This is a genomic window from Stenotrophomonas sp. YJH_SMC_27, assembly GCF_059369815.1.
In genome coordinates this window covers 633,524-650,434 of the sequence record NZ_JCAFTA010000001.1, presented here as the reverse complement: position 1 = coordinate 650,434, position 16,911 = coordinate 633,524, and the positions used below count along the sequence as shown (strand labels likewise).

The following is a 16,911-nucleotide window of genomic DNA, read 5'->3' as shown; positions in this document are numbered from 1 at the left end:
TCATTCTTCGATGGAGGTCAGGGGGGCGGACTCGCGCGGGCGCACGTGGTCGGCATCGAAATGGCAGGAGAACACCGAGCCCTTGCCGACTTCGCTTTCGATCTCCAGCCGTGCGTGGTGCAGGCCGAGGATGTGCTTGACGATCGACAGGCCCAGTCCGGTACCGCCACTCTCGCGTGAGCGGCTGCTGGAAACCCGGTAGAAGCGTTCGGTCAGGCGCGGCAGGTGCGTGGCGGGAATGCCGTAGCCGGAATCGCGCACGGCCAGCACGGCGCCGTCGCCCTCGCGGCGGAACTCCACCGCGATGCGGCCACCGGCCGGGGTGTAGCGCACCGCGTTGGTGACCAGGTTGGAGAAGGCGCTGTGAAGCTCCTTGGTCGAGCCCTGCAGGTCGACGCCGGCCAGATCGTCGATGCTGATCTGGTGGCGGCCCTGGCTGTGCGCTTCGGCCTCGCGGCGCAGGGTTGCCAGCATCGGCTGCATGGCCACGGTCTCTTCCTCGCTGTGTTCCTGCGATTCCAGGCGCGACAGCGTCAGCAGGTCTTCCACCAGCTGGGCCATGCGCTGGCTCTGCTTGCGCATTTCCTCCAGCATCGGTCCGGTTCCCGGGAAATCCTCCGGGTCCATCATGTCCAGGTAGCCGTGGACCACGGTGAGCGGCGTGCGCAGTTCGTGTGAAACATTGGCCACGAAGTCGCGGCGCACCTGTTCCAGGCGAAGCAGCTTGCTGACGTCACGCGCGATCAGCAGCCAGTAATCCGACGAATAGGGAATCAGGCGCAGATTCAGGCGGATCGCCGGGTCGACCGGCGAGGGCACGTCCAGGATCGGCTCGGCGTTGCGGCCACCGGCCAGCCAGTGCGCCAGCGGCATTGGCTGCAGGCGTTCGACCAGGGCCTCGCCAAGGTCGCCGGGATGGTGCAGGCCGAGCAGGGCAGTAGCCGCTTCGTTGAACCACTGCACGCGCTGGCTGTTGCGGTCCAGCACCACCACCGCATCGGGAAGCGCGGCGGCAGCGGCGCGGTAGCTGCGCAGCATGTCCAGCAGGCGGCGCTTGCGTACGCGCATTTCCACCTGGTTGCGGTACAGCAGGCGGTCCAGCTCGTTCCAGACGCCGCTGCCTTCCTCGGCGGTGTCCCAGCGCTGGCGCGCGGTCAGCCGCCGCAGCACGCTGCGCAGCCGCCAGTAGTGCCAAGCCAGGGTGGCCAGCGCGCCCAGTGCGATGCACAGCCACAGATGCCCCGAGAGCCACCCCACCAGTCCGGCGAACAGCAGCACCGCGGCAACGGTGGCCAGGGTCTTCAACCAGGCAGAGCGGATGTGGCGGGGCATTGCGATCTCGTCGTTGAGGTGCGGCGGTTCACTGGGGTGAACCGAGGGTTATAGCAGAGTTGCCGGCGCCGGCACCCGCAGGTGCTTGGCGCCGGCACGACGAGACTCAGGTGGCAGTGGAGAAACGGTAGCCGGCGCCGCGCACGGTCTGCACCATGTTCTCGGCGTTGAACGGTTCCAGCGTCTTGCGCAGGCGGCGGATGTGCACGTCGATGGTGCGCTCCTCCACGTACACGCTGCCGCCCCACACATGGTCCAGCAGCTGGGCGCGGGTATAGACGCGCTCCGGGTGGGTCATGAAGAAGTGCAGCAGGCGGTATTCGGTCGGGCCGATCGGCACCGGCTGGTCATTGGCGAATACGCGATGCGCCGCGCCATCGATGCGGATCGGGCCGACCGCCACGCTGCCGTCCTCGTCGTCCTCGCGGGCGCGGCGCATCACCGCGCGGATGCGGGCCAGCAGTTCGCGCGCCGAGAACGGCTTGACCACATAGTCGTCGACGCCGGCTTCAAGGCCGCCAACGCGGTCGTTCTCTTCGCCGCGCGCGGTCAGCATGATGATCGGCACTTCGCGGGTCAGCGTTTCCTTGCGCCAGCGACGGGCCAGGTCCAGGCCACTCGTACCGGGCAGCATCCAGTCCAGCAGGATCAGGTCGGGGACGCGGTCGGCGATCGCAGTCTGGGCCTCCCGGGCATCGCCGGCGTGGACCGGTTCGTAATCGCCCTTGCGAAGGGCGAAGGCGACCATTTCACGGATCGCGGGCTCGTCATCGACGATCAGGATGCGTTTCTGCACGAGGACACCGTAGGGCTCGGTTACTGGAGTGGTGCCAGTAGACTACGGTTTGATGACATGTTTGTGACTACCCGGCCTGGAACCGGCTGGGACTGCCATCGGCCGGTCATGCAGCGCTCAGCGCCGGTCCAGGTCCGGATCCTGCACACCCTGGCGGCGCAGCTCCAGCACGGTCGGGGTGATCGATTCGATGCGCGCGTCAACCCGCGCACGGCCGATGTAATCCAGTGCCGGGTTGCGCTTGAGCGCCTGCAACTGCAGCAGCGCCTGCTCCGGCCGTCCGCTGAGGAAGGCCGCCTCGGCATAGGCCTCGCTGGCACGCACGCTGTCGCCGGCCAGCTCGCTGGCGCGGGCATATCGCTGCTGGAAGACCGGATCGTTACCGCTTTGCGACAGCAGGGGCCGCAGCATGGCCTGCGCGCGCTGGCCGGCCTCGCGGGTACCCTGTTCGTTCAGGATCTCGGCATAGGTCAGTGCCACCGGGCGGCTGTTGGGGTGCTGGCGCAGCAACTGCTCGAAGCGGCTGTTGGCCTGGGCGGCCTGGCCGGCCCGTGACTCCGCTTCGCCCAGCGCCAGCGCCAGCCACAGGTTGTCCGGCCGGGCCTGCAGCAGGCCGGCCAGGGTCTGCCGGGCCTGGGTGGCGCCGGCGCGACCGCCGCGCATCACAGCCAGCGCCTGGCCATAGCGCTGGGCATCGTTGAGGCCGTCCTCCTGGCGCTTGGCCAGGTCGGCATACTCGCGTTCCAGCTCGGGCGCGGAGTCCGCGCTGAGCACGCGCAGGCGCTCGCGCGCCCAGTCGAAGTCGCCACTGGCGCCGCGGCTGAGCTGGCCCATCGGGATGCGCAGCACGTTGCTGGGCAGCAGCGGGTTGTTTCCGCGCAGCAGGGGCTCGGCCAGGCTGGGGTCGGCCGGGTCCACGCGCTCCCTGCGCTCGCCGCTGGGGGTGGTGGTGGTCAGCAGCACCGTGTCCTTCTTCATCTGCTCGGCGCGGGCCTTGGCCTCGCTGATGCGGGTGATGTTGACCGGGTGGGTGCGCAGGAACTCGGGCACGCTGTAGCCGCCTTCGTTGCCGCGCATCGCCGATGCCATCCGTTCGAAGAAGCCGGCCATGGCATCCACGTCGTAGCCGCTGCGCGACAGCGTGCGGATGCCGAGGCGGTCGGCCTCGGACTCGTTGGAACGGGTGTAGTTGATCTGCCGCTGCTGCATCAGGCCCATGCCGGAACTGATCGCGGCCATGGTCGCGTTGCCGGAGGACGTGCTGTTGCTGGCCTGCGCGGCCACCACCGCCGCCAGCATGCCCAGCAGGATCGGGATCTGGTCGCGCTGGGCGCGCTCTACCCCGCGCAGCACGTGCTGCTGGGTAACGTGGGCGATTTCGTGGGACAGCACCGCGGCCACCTCGTCCTCGCGCTCGGCGGTCAGCACCAGGCCGGCATTGACCCCGATGTAGCCGCCGAGGGTGGCGAAGGCGTTGATCTGCCGGTCCTTCATCACGAAGAAGGTATAGGGCTGCCGTGGCTGGTCACTGTTGGAGCCGAGCCGGGTACCCATGGTCTGCAGCCAGTCGTTCACCAGCGGGTCGTCCAGCAGGTAGCCATAGTTGCGCAGCTCGCGCAGCATCATCGCGCCGTACTCGGCCTGGCGGGCCGGGGTCAGCAGCTCACCGGCCGAGGAGCCGATGTCGGGCAGCTTCTCCTGGGCCTGGGCCAGCGGCACGGCCAGGGCCAGGGTGACGGCGGTAGTCAGCAGCAGGGCTCGCAAGCAGGGGGTCCTCGGGCGGGGCGCGCCAAGCGTGGCAGGGCAGGGGGCAACCATTCGTTAATCCACAGTGTTGCGGCCGTGGCGTGGAAATTCCAGCGCACCGGTACCATATGTAGACCGTCGATACATCGTGGAGTTTCCCGTGACAGCCCAGACCGCCGGCGGTGCCCCCGCCATCACCATCTATTCCACCGCCGTCTGCCCGTACTGCGTGGCCGCCAAGAACTTCCTGAAGAGCAAGGGCCAGCAGTGGACCGAGGTCCGCATCGACCTGGACCCGGCCGAGCGGGAGAAGATGGTGGCCAAGACCCGCCGTACCAGCGTGCCGCAGATCTTCGTCGGCGACGTCCATGTCGGCGGCTACGACGACATGATGGCCCTGCACCGTGAAGGCAAGCTCGAGCCGCTGCTGGCCGGGCAGGGTCAGGCATGAGCGCGGCCGACGACGGCAGCAAGGACCGCATCGCCGAGTTCACCGACTTCCGCAAGCGCATGAACGAACGCATCCTGGGCGAACCGAACCAGGTGGTGCGGCGCTTCTTCGCGCTGGACACGCAGACCTATCAGGCCGGCGCGCTGGACGTGAAGACCAAGGAACTGCTGGGCCTGGTGGCTTCGATGGTGCTGCGCTGCGACGACTGCATCAGCTACCACGTGGCCCAGTGCAAGGACGCCGGGGTGACCCGCGAAGAGTTCTTCGAGACCTTCTCGGTCGGCCTGGTGGTCGGCGGTTCCATCGTGATCCCGCACCTGCGCCGCGCGGTCGACTTCCTCGACCAGCTCGAAGGCGGCGCCGCCGCGCCAGCCGCGCACGAGCACTGAGGTAGCGCCGGGCCATGCCCGGCGGAGACCTGAACGAAAAGCCGCCGGGCATGGCCCGGCGCTACCGGATCACGGCCGCGCGCCGGGGCATTTCCCGCGATCCAACCGCCCAGGAGCCCCTTCTTGTTGAAGGGGCGCGCCGACAGGCGGGGGTAGAGGAGAAATGCGCGGGCAATTCTGCCTTACCCGGCTCGGACTAATTGCCTATTTGGGGTCTCCGAGCCGGGTAAGGCATAATTGCCGGTGAAACTTCCTTTGCGCCGGCGTTTCCGGGCACGTCCGGACGGCGTTTTTCCCCCTGTTCGGAACATCGATCAATGACGCAGAAAATTACGGTCATCCGCGGCGACGGCATTGGCCCGGAAATCATGGACGCCACCCTGTTCGTGCTCGACCAGCTCAAGACTGGCCTGGAGTACGAAGACGCTGACGCCGGCCTGGTGGCCCTGGAAAAGCACGGCGACCTGATGCCGGCGGTGACCCTGGAATCGATCGCGCGCAACAAGGTCGCGCTGAAGAGCCCGCTGACCACCCCGGTCGGTGGTGGCTTCACCTCGATCAACGTCAGCCTGCGCCGCCATTTCGATCTGTACGCCAACGTGCGTCCGGCCCACACCTTCCCGAACACCAAGTCGCGTTTCGACAACGTCGACCTGATCACCGTTCGTGAGAACACCGAAGGTGCCTACCTGGCCGAAGGCCAGGAAGTGTCTGCCGACGGCGAGACCGCGTTCTCCGGCACCCGAATCACCCGCAAGGGCTCCGAGCGCATCGTGCGCTACGCCTTCGAGCTTGCCAAGAGCACCGGCCGCAAGAAGGTCACCGCCGTGCACAAGGCCAACATCATCAAGTCGACCTCGGGCCTGTTCCTGAACGTCGCCCGTGAAGTGGCCGCGCAGTACCCGGACATCGAATTCCAGGAAATGATCGTCGACAACTGCTGCATGCAGCTGGTGATGCGTCCGGAACAGTTCGACGTGATCGTCACCACCAACCTGTTCGGCGACATCATCTCCGACCTGTGCGCCGGCCTGGTCGGCGGCCTGGGCCTGGCCCCGGGTGCCAACATCGGCAAGGACGCGGCGATCTTCGAAGCCGTGCACGGCACCGCGCCGGACATCGCCGGCCAGGGCAAGGCCAATCCGTGCGCGCTGCTGCTGGCAGCCGCGCAGATGCTGGACCACATTGGCCAGCCGGAAAACGCCGAACGCCTGCGCAAGGCCATCGTGGCGACCATGGAAGCCAAGGATTCGCTGACCGGCGACCTGGGCGGCACCGGCACCACCATGAGCTTCGCCAAGGCCATCGCCAGCCGCCTGTAAGCGACCGGTCGGCCTCGGTTGGATCCCAGCGGGGCGCCTTCGGGCGCCCCGTTGCGTTTTCCGGTAGATCCACGCCATGCGTGGATGACGGAATGATCGGTTGTGCGGTTTTCGCACAGGTCATGTGCCCCCGCACGGCTGGTTCGTGCGCCAATCGCTCCGCATCCTGTGCCCCACACCCACCGCACAGGAACCCTCCCATGAACCTCACCGCCTTCGGCCTGGCCAGCCTGATCGGCATGGCCGCCACCGCCCCGGTCGCTGCCGTCGAACCGGCCCATCCCACCATCCGCCATATGGCGGGCGCGCCGGTCGCGGCCTCGCTGGATGCGGCGAAGACTGCGGTGTTGGTGATCGACTTCCAGAACGAGTACTTCGACGCCAGCGCCGCGCCGGGCTTCGCCGGTGGCCGCATGGTCATTCCCGATGGCGTGGCCGCACTGCGCCAGGCCAAGCGGGTGGTCGCGTTCGCCGATGCCCACGGCATCCGCGTGATCCACGTGCAGCATGTGTTGCCGGCCGGCGCACCGCTGTTCGCGCTGGGCAGCGTCAATGCCGACTTCCATCGCGACCTGCAGCCGCGCAAGGGCGAGACCGTGGTGCAGAAGGACAACGTCAGCGTGTTCGCTGGCAGCTCGGCCGCGGTGCTCGACACGGTGCTGAAGCATGCCGGTATCGACACCCTTATCGTCACCGGCCTGCAGACCCATGCCTGCGTCGCCGGTGCTGCGCGCGACGCAGCGGCCGCACCACGTGGCTACCGGGTGATCGTCTCGTCCGACGCCAGCGCCAGCCGCGACCTGGACCTGGCCGGTGGCCAGCGCATCGGCCATCGCGCGCTGCATGACGCCTCGCTGGCGCAGATCGAAGACGCGTTCGGGGATGTCATGAGTACCGACGCGATCCTGGCGTTGCCGGTGCGCAAGGCTGGCGACGGCGCTTGATAAGCTGGCGGGGCCCGCATGCCGTGGGCACCGCAACGTGGAGCCATTAGCCGATGGATCACTTCGCCGCCCTGCGTGCGCTGCGCGCCATCGTTGACGCGGGCAGTTTCACCGCGGCCGCTGAACGCCTGGGAACCACCCACTCGGCGATGTCACGGCAGTTGCGCCAGCTGGAAGAACATCTGCAGGTTCGCTTGCTCGATCGCAACAGCCGCCGGCTGTCATTGACCGAGGCCGGGCGCGACTACTATCGCGAGGCGGCAACGCTGCTGGACCGCCTGCAGGAGGCGGACGATCGTGCCCGCGCCGGGCAGGCGCAACCCCGTGGCAGGGTGCGGATCAGCGTGCCGCAGGTGGTGGCCAGCCAGGAGCTGCCGCATTGGTTGCCGTCCTTCCTGCAGCGCTACCCGCAGGTCGCGCTGGATCTGTCGGCCGATGATCAGCTCGTCGATGTCGTCGGTGGTGGCTTTGACCTGGCGCTGCGTATTGCAGCCTCGCTACCGGACAGCCAGCTGGTCGCGCGCGAGCTGGCCAGCTGCCCGCGCATCCTGGTCGCCGCACCGGCCTACCTGGCGCGTCATGGCCTGCCGCGTCAGCCGTCGGACCTTGCGCAGCACGCGCTGCTGGGGTTCAGTCCTGCAGCGGCGACGTCGCCCTGGCAGCTGCAGGGGCCGCGCGGCGCCAGCGCGAGCATCGAGGCCGGGCAACGCCTGCGGGTGGATGCAACGCCGGCGCTGTATGCCGCCGCGCTGGCGGGCATGGGCATCAGCCTGTTCACCGCACTGACCGTGCAGGAAGACCTGCGCGCCGGTCGTTTGATCCGTGTGCTGCCCGCCTGGCACGCCGGGCAGCGGCGCTACTTCGCGCTGTATCCGCATGCGCGGGCGCTGGCGCCGAAAGTGCGCGCGCTGGTCGAGCACCTTGCGGCGCACTACGCTGCACAGGTGGGCGCGACTGGCTAGCCGGGAAATGCAGCGATGCGTAACAAAGAGAAAAGGGCGCCCAGAAGGCGCCCTTTGTCGTTTATGGCTCTATCCGGTTCAGCGCTGCTGGATCTTCGACAGCAGGCGCAGGAACTCCACATATAGCCAGACCAGGGTCACCATCAGGCCGAATGCGCCATACCACTCCATGTACTTCGGCGCGCGCTGGGCGACACCGGTCTCGATGAAGTCGAAGTCCAGCACCAGATTCAGCGCGGCCACGACCACCACGAACAGGCTGAAGGCGATGCCCAGCCAGCCGGAGTCATGGATCACCGGCACGTTGATGTTGAAGAAGCCCAGCACGAACGAGGCCAGGTAGAGCAGGGCGATGCCGCCAGTGGCCGCGATCACGCCCAGCTTGAAGTTCTCGGTGGCCTTGATCAGGCCGCTGCGGTACGCGAACAGCAGCGCGAACAGGGTGCCGAAGGTCAGCAGCACGGCCTGGAACACGATGCCGGGGAACTTGGCGTTGAACACGGCCGAGATGGCGCCGAGGAACAGGCCTTCCACCAGCGCGTACATCGGCGCGGTGACCGGCGACCATTCCTTCTTGAAGACGGTGATCAGCGCCAGCACGAGGCCGCCGATGGCGCCGCCCATGGCATACAGCTTGGCTCCGGCCATGACCTGGCCGTAGTCATCGATGGTCTGGTTCCAGGCGAAAGCGGCCGTCAGCACGGTCAACAGCAACAGGAAGCCGGTCTTGTTGACGGTGCCGTTGAGGGTCATTGCCTGGTCGGGGCTGGTCACCACCGAGCCGCTGGCGAGGTCGAGGAAGGTCGACTCGGAAAGAGCCGGATTGCCGCTGCGCATGCGTGTTCTCCGTGCGAATGAAAGGTCGGGACGGCCGTCCGGCCGATGTCTGCGAGCATAGCCGATGACCACGCATGGCGCCGTGGCGGTTTCATGGCTGGTCTCGCCTGCGTTGACAGCTCACGATGTGCTTGGCCACAATGAACGACTCCCCGGGCCTGGCCCGAGGGGATTGCAAGACCGGGGTATAGCGCAGTCTGGTAGCGCGCCTGCTTTGGGAGCAGGATGTCGGGGGTTCGAATCCCTCTACCCCGACCAATCCCACTTCACGTCGGATTGGACACCGTTCCGGTTCGGGCGCCCGTAGCTCAACTGGATAGAGCACCGGCCTTCTAAGCCGGCGGTTACAGGTTCGATTCCTGTCGGGCGCGCCATTTAAATCAATAACTTAGGCTTTGTTCGGTCGCAGCGGCGCGCGGCGTCCGTAATTGTCTCCGTAATTGCGGCGCCGAAAACGGCAGTGCTATGGCATGATTCCGTCTTCACACGGAGTGCATCGCCCATGGACCGTCGGCTGCAGGTATTCGTCTCGAGCACGTATACAGACCTCATCGCAGAGCGCCAAGCCGCTGTGGGGGCCATCCTGAAGGCCGGGCACATCCCCGCCGGTATGGAGCTGTTCACCGCTGGCGATCAGGGCCAGATGGAAATCATTCGGCAGTGGATCGATGAATCCGACGTGTACATGCTGATCCTGGGCGGGCGTTACGGTTCCATTGAGCCCACCTCGGGCCTCAGCTACACCGAACTGGAGTTCGACTACGCAGTTAGCCAGAACAAGCCGCTATTTGCGGTTGTGATGAGGCCCCACGTGCTAGACGCTCGGGTTAAGGCTCACGGCTTGGCAGTTGCTGAGACAGACAATAAGGCACTTCTGAAAGCCTTTGAGCAGAAAGTCCTCTCTAACGTGTCTTCGTTCTTTGAGGATGAGAAAGACATCAAGCTGGCCGTTTTTGAAACCTTGCCCGTGCTGCAAAAGAAAAGGGACATGGTTGGCTGGATTCGTGGAGATCAGGTCATCGACTCGGCGCCGTTCCGGGAGCAGAACGAGCGTTTGCAGAAGGAGGTCGAGAACCTGCGTGCGCAGTTGGCGGTTGCACGAGAGAAGGTAGAGCGAACCCGTGATCCTGACCAGGAGAAGATCGAAGAGGTAATGAAAGCTCTCGAGAGCACCCCTTTGACAGTTCCTATCAATGTTCTACCGGCAGGCACCACCAAACCTTGGGAGACAACCCAGTTGACCTTCCTTGCGGCCAATAGCAGTCGTTTGGTTGGCGGACTCTCAAATCGTGTGGGCAGCAGCGACCGAGACATATTCCTTTACTGGAACGTTGCCAACGTGCTCGCTGTCTACGGCATTCTAAAGAACGTGAAGCTGCAAGGCACTGTTCGTGGCTACGAACTGACTCCGTTTGGACAGAAATTTCTGGCTTTCGTAAGCAGTCGCTATCAGAAGGTACTGGCAAGAGATTCTTCGTCATCGACCGATATGATTCCGGCAGGGGCGGAGCCAGGATCTAGTGCTGCCGCCCCACCTCCTGCTGAGACGAGCTCTGCTAACGCAGCGAAGCCTCGAAAGGCCGCAGCGCGTCGTGCCTCTGCGCCGAAGCCCGCGAAGGGCGACTGAGAGTTTGCCCTGGTGTAGCAGGCATGCACTCACTTCCCGGATTCATCGACCGTCGGAAGCGAGTGGTCATAGACATTTAGCATTGAATCTGTCACGTGCCCACTTGCTTCCTTCTTGTTTCTCCTGGTATCGGTAACCCCGCGATGCTTTAGTCCATGCAGCGCGAAGCGTTCTTGTTCAGTGATAACGCCGTCCCTGACGGCATTACGCATCAGTCTTCCCCAGGCGGTGTGCCAGCCATGCGCGGTCAGCATCTCGCCGTCCTCGCTTACGATGAGGGGCCGGCGCTTTGGATCAAGCGGCGCACTCAACGGTGAGATACCCCGTTTCGCCCATATTTCTGTTCTGCGCTGCTGTAGCACTTTGATCGCCGCCTCAGTTTGTTCACCTTTCCGCACCAGGTTGTCACGGCTGCCTTTGCGACGGTTGGTCTTCAACACCTCCCCTTCAATGTGGTGATCGGATAGGGTGCGCACCTCGATGCCGCGCAGGCGTGCGCGATAGGCCAGCTCCATCGCAGCCCAGAGGTAGGCAGGAAGCGAGCCTTTCTCCCGGGCGCCACGGGTGCTGCATTGTCGAGCGTAGTCCTGCACCCTCTGGAAGGTCTCTGCTTCGGGCATGCGATGATCGCGCCGTTCCTTCACCTTCTTGATGCCTGCGGCCGGGTTAGTTGCCACGTGATCATGTTCGCGGGCCCAACCAAACACACGACGCAGGTAGCTCAACCAGTGGTTCGCTTTCGTTGGATACCCTGGCGTTCCGGCTTCGCCTGGCTTTGTCCCAGGACGTCCTTGGGCAATCAAGTCGATCAGCTTCCGAATGAAGCCAGGTGAGAGGCGGTCCACCACTGCGTCACCGAGCATCGTTCCGTTCTTTAAAGGGTGCACCTTGATGGCTTTTGCATAGTCCCGATAGTGCTGCTGTGTGCTTGCACCCAACTGCTCGAATGCCAAGCTTTTCGCATGGAGGTCTATCACATAGGCGATGGTGCCTCGCTGCGCCTCACCGCTACGAGCCTCTGCGATCGCGTGCAGGTCAGAGAGCCGCGCGCCCGGGCCTGCGACGGTGCGGCGTTTTGCGCCGTGACCATCCGGGTGGGGGTCAAACGCAAACCAACGGCCATGGCCGGTACGATCCCAATAAATGCCCTTCGGCACCATGGTGTAGTCAATGTGGGAGGGTAGATTCGAGGGAACCTTGCGAGGTCGTGCCATGTTATGCGGGCTTTTCCGTTAGAGCAGATCGAGCGAGTAGGTGTCGGAGTTGCTTGCGGGGCCCTTTATCCCGAGGGCCTCATTTAACGCCGTTGTCGTGGTCCAGATTCCGCCGGACGCGTCGTACTGAAATCGGATGTGGCGATCGCGCGCCCAGCGCTCGACCGTTGCCAGTCGTGGGCGCTTCCCGGGCTGGCAGAGTTCCTGCAGGTCACGGAATTGGAGAATCTCGCCGATCAAGGCGTTGCTCCTTCGGCAGCCCGGAATCGAGACGGCGACCAGTCACAGCTTTCGTCTGCAGGGATGTGGCCGAACATGGCGGTGCAGCGCCGGCAGTGCACGCAGTCGCCGCATGTCTTGCCCTCGGGCAGATCCATATCGTCGCCAGTGCGGCCATACGGCTTTCGCTCAGCCATGGGTGGGCTCCTTCTTGCATTGGTTGCACTGGGCACTGTGGGGCGCCCGAATAGAGAACCTGGTGCCGCGCACGTGCTCCCCCGGCCGCATGACGATGTGGCCGCAATCTAGTTCGCACTGGAAGCGACCCTCAAGCACGGACACACCGGGACTCGCAACGAACTTCGCGTTCACCACTACGCGCACTGGATGCACGTTGAGCAGCTGGTCAGCCATGGGCAGTCACCTCGCCGTCATGCTCGGGGCCTATACCGGTTTCATGCTCCAGTGCATCCGCTGCCGCGAGACGTTCGCCGGGTTCGCCCAGGTCGAGGCCGCCATCGACAGCTTCGGGCTGCACTTCACGTGTCCCAGCTGCGGCAGGCGCAACGAACTGCGAGTGGTCGGCTATGACCGATGTGCACCCCTGATCGAGCAGTGCGAGACGAAGCCCCTCCCCAGTAACGCTGACGGCATCCCGCGACGTCGCTGACGGGCAGCGGACCAGAGGGCGCGCCTGCTGGCACTTCTCGCACCAGGCCGGAGCCTGCACCATGTTGATTCGGGCCAGCCACCACCCGCCCCGAGGCAGCATGTGGCCGAGTAGCCTCACCCTGCTCAGGGTAGGGTTGTGCCCGCAGAGCGCAGCGTTCTGGCCTTTCGGAAGCAAGTGGATCTTCGTGCCACCCTTCGCCTTTACGAAGCGCAAGCCGTCCGGCGTCTCGGTGATGTGATCAGCCATTGCCCACCGCCTGGCTGTCGATCAGGGGAGCGCCCGGCAGCGGTGTGTCGAAGTGCAGGGCGTTCTTCGCCTCCTGCTTGGCCCGGATCTTCGCCATTACCTCGGGCTGGCTGATACGGGCCAGCTCGGCGTCGCCAGCAGCGTGCATGTCGAGGCCCGCCACCCAGCAGTAGCCAGCAAGGGTCACCATGACGCCACCGACTTCCTGCGCAGGCTCGCCGACTGGGCGGCCGAACACGTAGTCGACCAGAGTGGGCACACGCGCGCTGTCGTAGCCGTGGGCCTGCAGCAGCTCCAGCACCTCTTCCAGCAGGCGGTCGCCGCGCTCGGTCATGTTGCTGTAGAGCGAAGGTAGGAAGCACTGGCCCATCCACTCGGCCACGCCAGCTTGGAAGGTCTGCCCCAGGTCCACGGCCTGCGCGGTCGGGGCGGCGTGGCCTGCGCATGCTCTACCCAAGTCACAGTCCGGGCAGCAGATGTTGCGGCCCTCATCGTTCTGGCGGATGCCAGTTCGATCGCATGCATCGCAGCCTTGGGGCACAGCCCCCACCGGCTGGCGGGCGGCGAGGGAGTTGTGCAGCGCCTGCAGCCTTGACACGTGACTCTCATTGCCGCCCTCCGCCATCGTGTTGATCGCATCCTGCAACCACCACAGCGTGTCGGAATCGACCTGACCACCCGGGGAGGGCTGGGCTGAGAGGGCGGCGCGTGCGTAGTCCCGCATCTGCTCTGCAGTGAAGCCGGGCATAGGAATTCTGCGCAGGATCGAATCGAATCCGTATCCCGTCACGCTCGGCTCAGGCAGAGGCGGCAGGGAATCCCCCAGCCTCACCCTCCCACCGGGCTGCACGTCCGCCAGGGTCTTCTTGTCGTTGCTCATGCCTGGATGTCCTTGTTGTTGCTGGGAAGGCGCGCGAGACGCAGCGATTCCCAGGTGAGGGGATAGGGACCACGCTTCACCCGCGTGTCTGCAGTGGTCATCGACACGCCCAGTTCGTCAGCGATCTGGCGCATCGTGTAGCGCTTGTTCTCGACCACGCGCGCGTAAAGCGCCGCCTTTGCTCTGCCAGCCCTAACGCGGTATCGGTGGTGCCGCTCGCTCAGCGTGGGGTCCATCAGGCAGCCTCCAATTGCGGCTGCACCGCCGCGCCAACGTTCGCTTCCAGGATCGCGATCAACGGTGGAGGGCTCACGCTGTTGCCAACCATTGCAACGGCGCGGCTGTTGCTGACCTGTCGACCGTCCTGCGTGCGATCGATGATGTAACTGGCCGGGAAGCCCTGGGCGCGGAACAGCTCATGCGGCTTGAGCATGCGCAGCCCGATATCCACGATCACATACGGAACGCCGCTCAGATGTACCGTGACCAGCGCCAGCCGGTCTTTCGTGGTGATGGTCGCCAGCGGCTCGTCCAGTTCGCCATGCTGCCCGCCCGTGCCGTAGTAGCGCATCAGGAATGCAGCGACGCGCAGCGCGCCGGCTTCCTGCTCTGGGCTCAGGACGCACTCGATGACCCCATGATGAGTAGCGCCAGCGCAGATGGTGCTGAGCGGTTCAGTCGAAGTCTGACCGTCCAGGTTCCGGCGCAGCGTCACCAGGTGCGCGGTGGTGAGGCGTTGGTGGCTTCCATTGGCACAGATGGTCGGCATGGGCTCATCGGCGGCACTGCCGGCGCCCTGGTAGAACCCGCCGTTGGCCTGCTCCAGAAACGCCGCCATGACCCCCATGGCATGGGCGGCACCAGCTGGACGCGCCGCGCCAGCACCGCTGGTGATGGTCGGCATCGGGTGGCCGGCGTCCGCACCATCGCTGGTACCTCGGAACTTGACGAGGGACGCTGCAGCGAGGGCATAGCCGCCGCTGCCGCTGGCGGTGATGGTGCCCGCAGGCTCGTCGGCAGGCCGAACCCCGGCGCCCCAGCGCTTTGCGCCTCCGGGTTTGCCTTCGCCATGTGCGGCCTGCACCAGCATGGGAGCGACGACCGCGTGTGAGCCGCCGCGCGGCCAAGCCGTGATAGTGCCCAGCGGATCGCCGCCGGATGCGACACCGTTGGCAGACGCATTCGCGCACTGCACGATGGTGGGCGACACGATCATCATCTCTCCACGGTTGGCAGCGGTGATCGTTGGCATCGGCTCGCCGATCCCGTGCGGCCTCCGTTCCCCACCGTGGGTTGCGTGGACGATGAACGGCTCGGCGGCGTCCAGCACAAAGCGCTTGATGCCTCGGACAATGCGTGCCTGCGTCGCCTCTGCGAGTGGCTTCTTGCGTCCGAAAATGCTGGGGCAGGGAATGGACCAGTCGATGCTGGATGCCGCCGACACGTGCGGCTGTGCGCGGTCTGGTCCATGGGTGGGTTTGGGCCAGGTGATAGCCTCACCATCACATCGGGCGATCATGTAGAGCCGCTCCCGCGTGGTCCCGGCACCGTAGTCGCAGGCCCGCAGCACACGCCACTCCACCTGGTACCCGAGCGTCCGCAGCACAGCAACGAAGTGACGCCAGGTGCTGCCCTGGCGCTTCTTGTCTGGGATCAGGAACTGCCGGTCCAGTGGAACGCGTTCGCCAACAGCGGCGACCGTGCCGTCCAGCTTGACCACGCGGCCGGTGGCCTTGTCGCGCTTGGCGATCAGCGGGCCCCACTTCAGGATCTGCTTCACGTTCTCCAGCGTGATAATGCGCGGACGCACACTGCCGGCCCAGCGTGACACCACCCACGAAAGCGAGCGGGTCGCCCGGCTGCGCGGCTGACCGCCCTTGGCTTGGCTGAAGTGCGTGCAGTCCGGGCTGGCATGAAGCGCGCCAACAGGGCGGCCGCCGCACTCGACACGCGGGTCGGCTTCCCACACGTCTTGGCACAGGTGGCGGGTGAAGGGGTGATTGGCAGAGTGCAGTCCCACAGCCCAGGCGTTGTGGTTGATCGCAATGTCTACCGCTCGGGCCAGTGCTGTCTCCATCGCGTGACTGGCACCGCCTCCACCGGCGAACAGGTCAACGGTGATCTCGTCAGCGCGCAGCCGTGATTTCAGGTCATGCAAGGGGAAGCGGAAGCCGCCGGAGCCGTCAGCCATGTGCAGTCTCCTTCGCCGCCATTGCAGCGATCGCCAGAGGCCGCACGAACCACGCAGCGAGGCCGTCTTCCGTCTCGCCTAGCCACGCCAGACGCCAGTCCTCTCCAGGTCCCTCCGGGTTCCAATCGTGCAGCTCCTGTGCGGCGTTGTAAGCGCCCGATCCGATGCCCTCTTCGGAAAATTCACCCTCGACCACGACCAGGTCGAAGCCCTGTGCGAGGAACAGCGGCCGCAGCGATACTTCGCGACCGTCAGCCCACATTGGCACGTCCGGGTGGCACAGAATCTCGCCGTCGGCGTTGCGCGCTGGGAGGCGACTCGGGTGGTACATGCCACGCCAAGGGTCCGCTGGGTCGACCACAGTGCGAGCCTGATTCCTGACCAATTCCAGCAGTTCATCCGCCTGCGCCAGCCGGGCGCGGGTGGTATCGCAGAGCGGCGTGTCCCCGTCTTGCATGCTGCTGCGCAGGGTTGCGCGATAGGCGGTGACGGCGGCTTCGAACACGCGCAGATCCTGCTGGCGCGGCAGCCGGTGGTGCAGATCCCGCAGCGCGGTCTGGGCCTGCGCGAGGGTGATGGCCTTCGCCTGGTTGGGCAGCCACACAGCCTCGACAGCGATCGCGCTGATCGTCTCAAATGCGTCGCGCAGAACGGGACAGGTCGTAGGAAGAAGCATGAGGTTCGCAGTCATTGGCGGGCCTGATCGAAGAGGGTGAAGGTGTTCACGAAGGCACCAGCGAGTGGCGCGTCGCATACGGCATGTGCGTTCGCGGAGGGGCGTCTAGGAAACGGCGGCATACGGCGGTACCGGCAGTTGGGATCAGCGGCGTACTTGCCGTCGCGGAGCAGCACCGCCTGGTACTGGGGGAACGCCTCATCAGGCAATGCCTGGCGCGCCTCTTGGATTAGCGCGACAAAGCGCGCCTGCCAGTCGATGGGCATGGATTGCAGGGTGCGGCGCGGCACCACCAAATAGGCGGCGCGGCTGAGACCGAAGGCATGCCACACCGGGCCATCGGAGTAGGTGCTGCCGGGCCTACCGGGCTCGGTGGTGGCCGCTGCGTGCGAATCGCTGCTCATGG

General features: G+C 65.6%; 18 protein-coding genes and 2 tRNA genes. 8 read left to right on the top strand and 12 right to left on the bottom strand.

The window, feature by feature from the left end:
- The 3 genes from phoR to AC5P7R_RS03170 all read right to left on the bottom strand — a co-directional run bounded on the left by phoR (position 1) and on the right by AC5P7R_RS03170 (position 3,892).
- Complete coding sequence (phoR, locus tag AC5P7R_RS03180; RefSeq protein ID WP_019659537.1) at positions 1-1,332, bottom strand: phosphate regulon sensor histidine kinase PhoR; 1,332 nt, start codon at positions 1,330-1,332, stop codon at positions 1-3.
- A 106-nt stretch (positions 1,333-1,438) separates the two neighbouring features.
- Positions 1,439-2,128: a phosphate regulon transcriptional regulator PhoB gene (phoB, locus tag AC5P7R_RS03175; protein ID WP_005408258.1), complete on the bottom strand. Its 690-nt coding sequence runs from the start codon at positions 2,126-2,128 to the stop codon at positions 1,439-1,441.
- 117 nt (positions 2,129-2,245) lie between these two features.
- On the bottom strand, positions 2,246-3,892 hold the full coding sequence (locus AC5P7R_RS03170; RefSeq protein WP_111104129.1) for a M48 family metalloprotease: 1,647 nt from the start codon (positions 3,890-3,892) through the stop codon (positions 2,246-2,248).
- 142 nt (positions 3,893-4,034) lie between these two features.
- On the opposite strand from AC5P7R_RS03170, the gene grxC reads away from it, so the two are divergent.
- From grxC to AC5P7R_RS03145, 5 genes are all read left to right on the top strand, one after another.
- Complete coding sequence (grxC, locus tag AC5P7R_RS03165) at positions 4,035-4,325, top strand: glutaredoxin 3 (RefSeq protein WP_019659535.1); 291 nt, start codon at positions 4,035-4,037, stop codon at positions 4,323-4,325.
- The gene (locus tag AC5P7R_RS03160; protein WP_005408260.1) at positions 4,322-4,714 is read left to right on the top strand and encodes a carboxymuconolactone decarboxylase family protein; all 393 of its coding nucleotides are present in this window, start codon (positions 4,322-4,324) and stop codon (positions 4,712-4,714) included. The genes grxC and AC5P7R_RS03160 overlap by 4 nt, the downstream gene beginning before the upstream one ends.
- 317 nt (positions 4,715-5,031) lie before the next feature.
- Positions 5,032-6,036, top strand: a complete 1,005-nt coding sequence (locus AC5P7R_RS03155; protein WP_012479261.1) for an isocitrate dehydrogenase — start codon at positions 5,032-5,034, stop codon at positions 6,034-6,036.
- Positions 6,037-6,236: 200 nt separating this feature from the next.
- Complete coding sequence (locus AC5P7R_RS03150) at positions 6,237-6,980, top strand: cysteine hydrolase family protein (RefSeq protein ID WP_227854104.1); 744 nt, start codon at positions 6,237-6,239, stop codon at positions 6,978-6,980.
- Positions 6,981-7,033: 53 nt separating this feature from the next.
- The gene (locus AC5P7R_RS03145) at positions 7,034-7,942 is read left to right on the top strand and encodes a LysR substrate-binding domain-containing protein (RefSeq protein WP_171952405.1); all 909 of its coding nucleotides are present in this window, start codon (positions 7,034-7,036) and stop codon (positions 7,940-7,942) included.
- A gap of 78 nt (positions 7,943-8,020) precedes the next feature.
- Here AC5P7R_RS03145 and AC5P7R_RS03140 read toward each other — a convergent pair whose 3' ends face one another.
- A complete protein-coding gene (locus AC5P7R_RS03140; RefSeq protein ID WP_021202979.1) occupies positions 8,021-8,779 on the bottom strand; it encodes a Bax inhibitor-1/YccA family protein in 759 nt (252 codons plus the stop codon).
- A 181-nt stretch (positions 8,780-8,960) separates the two neighbouring features.
- Here AC5P7R_RS03140 and AC5P7R_RS03135 point away from each other — a divergent pair.
- The 3 genes from AC5P7R_RS03135 to AC5P7R_RS03125 all read left to right on the top strand — a co-directional run bounded on the left by AC5P7R_RS03135 (position 8,961) and on the right by AC5P7R_RS03125 (position 10,406).
- Positions 8,961-9,037: transfer RNA gene (locus AC5P7R_RS03135), tRNA-Pro, on the top strand.
- 39 nt (positions 9,038-9,076) lie between these two features.
- A tRNA-Arg gene (locus tag AC5P7R_RS03130) sits at positions 9,077-9,153 on the top strand.
- A gap of 128 nt (positions 9,154-9,281) precedes the next feature.
- Complete coding sequence (locus tag AC5P7R_RS03125; protein ID WP_495213761.1) at positions 9,282-10,406, top strand: DUF4062 domain-containing protein; 1,125 nt, start codon at positions 9,282-9,284, stop codon at positions 10,404-10,406.
- 29 nt (positions 10,407-10,435) lie between these two features.
- Here the strand turns inward: AC5P7R_RS03125 and AC5P7R_RS03120 are convergent, their stop codons facing one another.
- The 8 genes from AC5P7R_RS03120 to AC5P7R_RS03085 all read right to left on the bottom strand — a co-directional run bounded on the left by AC5P7R_RS03120 (position 10,436) and on the right by AC5P7R_RS03085 (position 16,909).
- Positions 10,436-11,566: a site-specific integrase gene (locus AC5P7R_RS03120; protein WP_495213760.1), complete on the bottom strand. Its 1,131-nt coding sequence runs from the start codon at positions 11,564-11,566 to the stop codon at positions 10,436-10,438.
- Between the two features lie 72 nt (positions 11,567-11,638).
- Complete coding sequence (locus tag AC5P7R_RS03115) at positions 11,639-11,860, bottom strand: hypothetical protein (protein WP_495213759.1); 222 nt, start codon at positions 11,858-11,860, stop codon at positions 11,639-11,641.
- Positions 11,861-12,245: 385 nt separating this feature from the next.
- Positions 12,246-12,758: a hypothetical protein gene (locus AC5P7R_RS03110; protein WP_495213758.1), complete on the bottom strand. Its 513-nt coding sequence runs from the start codon at positions 12,756-12,758 to the stop codon at positions 12,246-12,248.
- Entirely contained in the window at positions 12,751-13,638 is an 888-nt protein-coding gene (locus tag AC5P7R_RS03105) for a hypothetical protein (protein ID WP_495213757.1), read from the bottom strand. Before AC5P7R_RS03105 ends, AC5P7R_RS03110 begins: the two co-directional genes overlap by 8 nt.
- Positions 13,635-13,874 carry a hypothetical protein gene (locus AC5P7R_RS03100; RefSeq protein ID WP_495213756.1) on the bottom strand — a complete coding sequence of 80 codons (240 nt, stop codon included), beginning with the start codon at positions 13,872-13,874 and terminating at the stop codon, positions 13,635-13,637. The genes AC5P7R_RS03105 and AC5P7R_RS03100 overlap by 4 nt, the downstream gene beginning before the upstream one ends.
- Positions 13,874-15,829: a DNA cytosine methyltransferase gene (locus tag AC5P7R_RS03095; protein ID WP_495213755.1), complete on the bottom strand. Its 1,956-nt coding sequence runs from the start codon at positions 15,827-15,829 to the stop codon at positions 13,874-13,876. The genes AC5P7R_RS03100 and AC5P7R_RS03095 overlap by 1 nt, the downstream gene beginning before the upstream one ends.
- The gene (locus AC5P7R_RS03090) at positions 15,822-16,520 is read right to left on the bottom strand and encodes a hypothetical protein (RefSeq protein ID WP_495213754.1); all 699 of its coding nucleotides are present in this window, start codon (positions 16,518-16,520) and stop codon (positions 15,822-15,824) included. Before AC5P7R_RS03090 ends, AC5P7R_RS03095 begins: the two co-directional genes overlap by 8 nt.
- Positions 16,517-16,909, bottom strand: a complete 393-nt coding sequence (locus tag AC5P7R_RS03085; RefSeq protein ID WP_495213753.1) for a hypothetical protein — start codon at positions 16,907-16,909, stop codon at positions 16,517-16,519. Before AC5P7R_RS03085 ends, AC5P7R_RS03090 begins: the two co-directional genes overlap by 4 nt.
- Positions 16,910-16,911: the final 2 nt, after the last annotated feature.

Bases quoted from the DNA above. Each gene is read 5' to 3' on its own strand.
- phoR (WP_019659537.1), bottom strand. From the start codon at position 1,332: ATGCCCCGCCACATCCGCTCTGCCTGGTTGAAGACCCTGGCCACCGTT.
- AC5P7R_RS03160 (WP_005408260.1), top strand. From the start codon at position 4,322: ATGAGCGCGGCCGACGACGGCAGCAAGGACCGCATCGCCGAGTTCACC.
- AC5P7R_RS03155 (WP_012479261.1), top strand. From the start codon at position 5,032: ATGACGCAGAAAATTACGGTCATCCGCGGCGACGGCATTGGCCCGGAA.
- AC5P7R_RS03150 (WP_227854104.1), top strand. From the start codon at position 6,237: ATGAACCTCACCGCCTTCGGCCTGGCCAGCCTGATCGGCATGGCCGCC.
- AC5P7R_RS03145 (WP_171952405.1), top strand. From the start codon at position 7,034: ATGGATCACTTCGCCGCCCTGCGTGCGCTGCGCGCCATCGTTGACGCG.
- AC5P7R_RS03140 (WP_021202979.1), bottom strand. From the start codon at position 8,779: ATGCGCAGCGGCAATCCGGCTCTTTCCGAGTCGACCTTCCTCGACCTC.
- AC5P7R_RS03125 (WP_495213761.1), top strand. From the start codon at position 9,282: ATGGACCGTCGGCTGCAGGTATTCGTCTCGAGCACGTATACAGACCTC.
- AC5P7R_RS03120 (WP_495213760.1), bottom strand. From the start codon at position 11,566: ATGGTGCCGAAGGGCATTTATTGGGATCGTACCGGCCATGGCCGTTGG.
- AC5P7R_RS03110 (WP_495213758.1), bottom strand. From the start codon at position 12,758: ATGGCTGATCACATCACCGAGACGCCGGACGGCTTGCGCTTCGTAAAG.
- AC5P7R_RS03105 (WP_495213757.1), bottom strand. From the start codon at position 13,638: ATGAGCAACGACAAGAAGACCCTGGCGGACGTGCAGCCCGGTGGGAGG.
- AC5P7R_RS03100 (WP_495213756.1), bottom strand. From the start codon at position 13,874: ATGGACCCCACGCTGAGCGAGCGGCACCACCGATACCGCGTTAGGGCT.
- AC5P7R_RS03095 (WP_495213755.1), bottom strand. From the start codon at position 15,829: ATGGCTGACGGCTCCGGCGGCTTCCGCTTCCCCTTGCATGACCTGAAA.
- AC5P7R_RS03090 (WP_495213754.1), bottom strand. From the start codon at position 16,520: ATGACTGCGAACCTCATGCTTCTTCCTACGACCTGTCCCGTTCTGCGC.
- AC5P7R_RS03085 (WP_495213753.1), bottom strand. From the start codon at position 16,909: ATGAGCAGCGATTCGCACGCAGCGGCCACCACCGAGCCCGGTAGGCCC.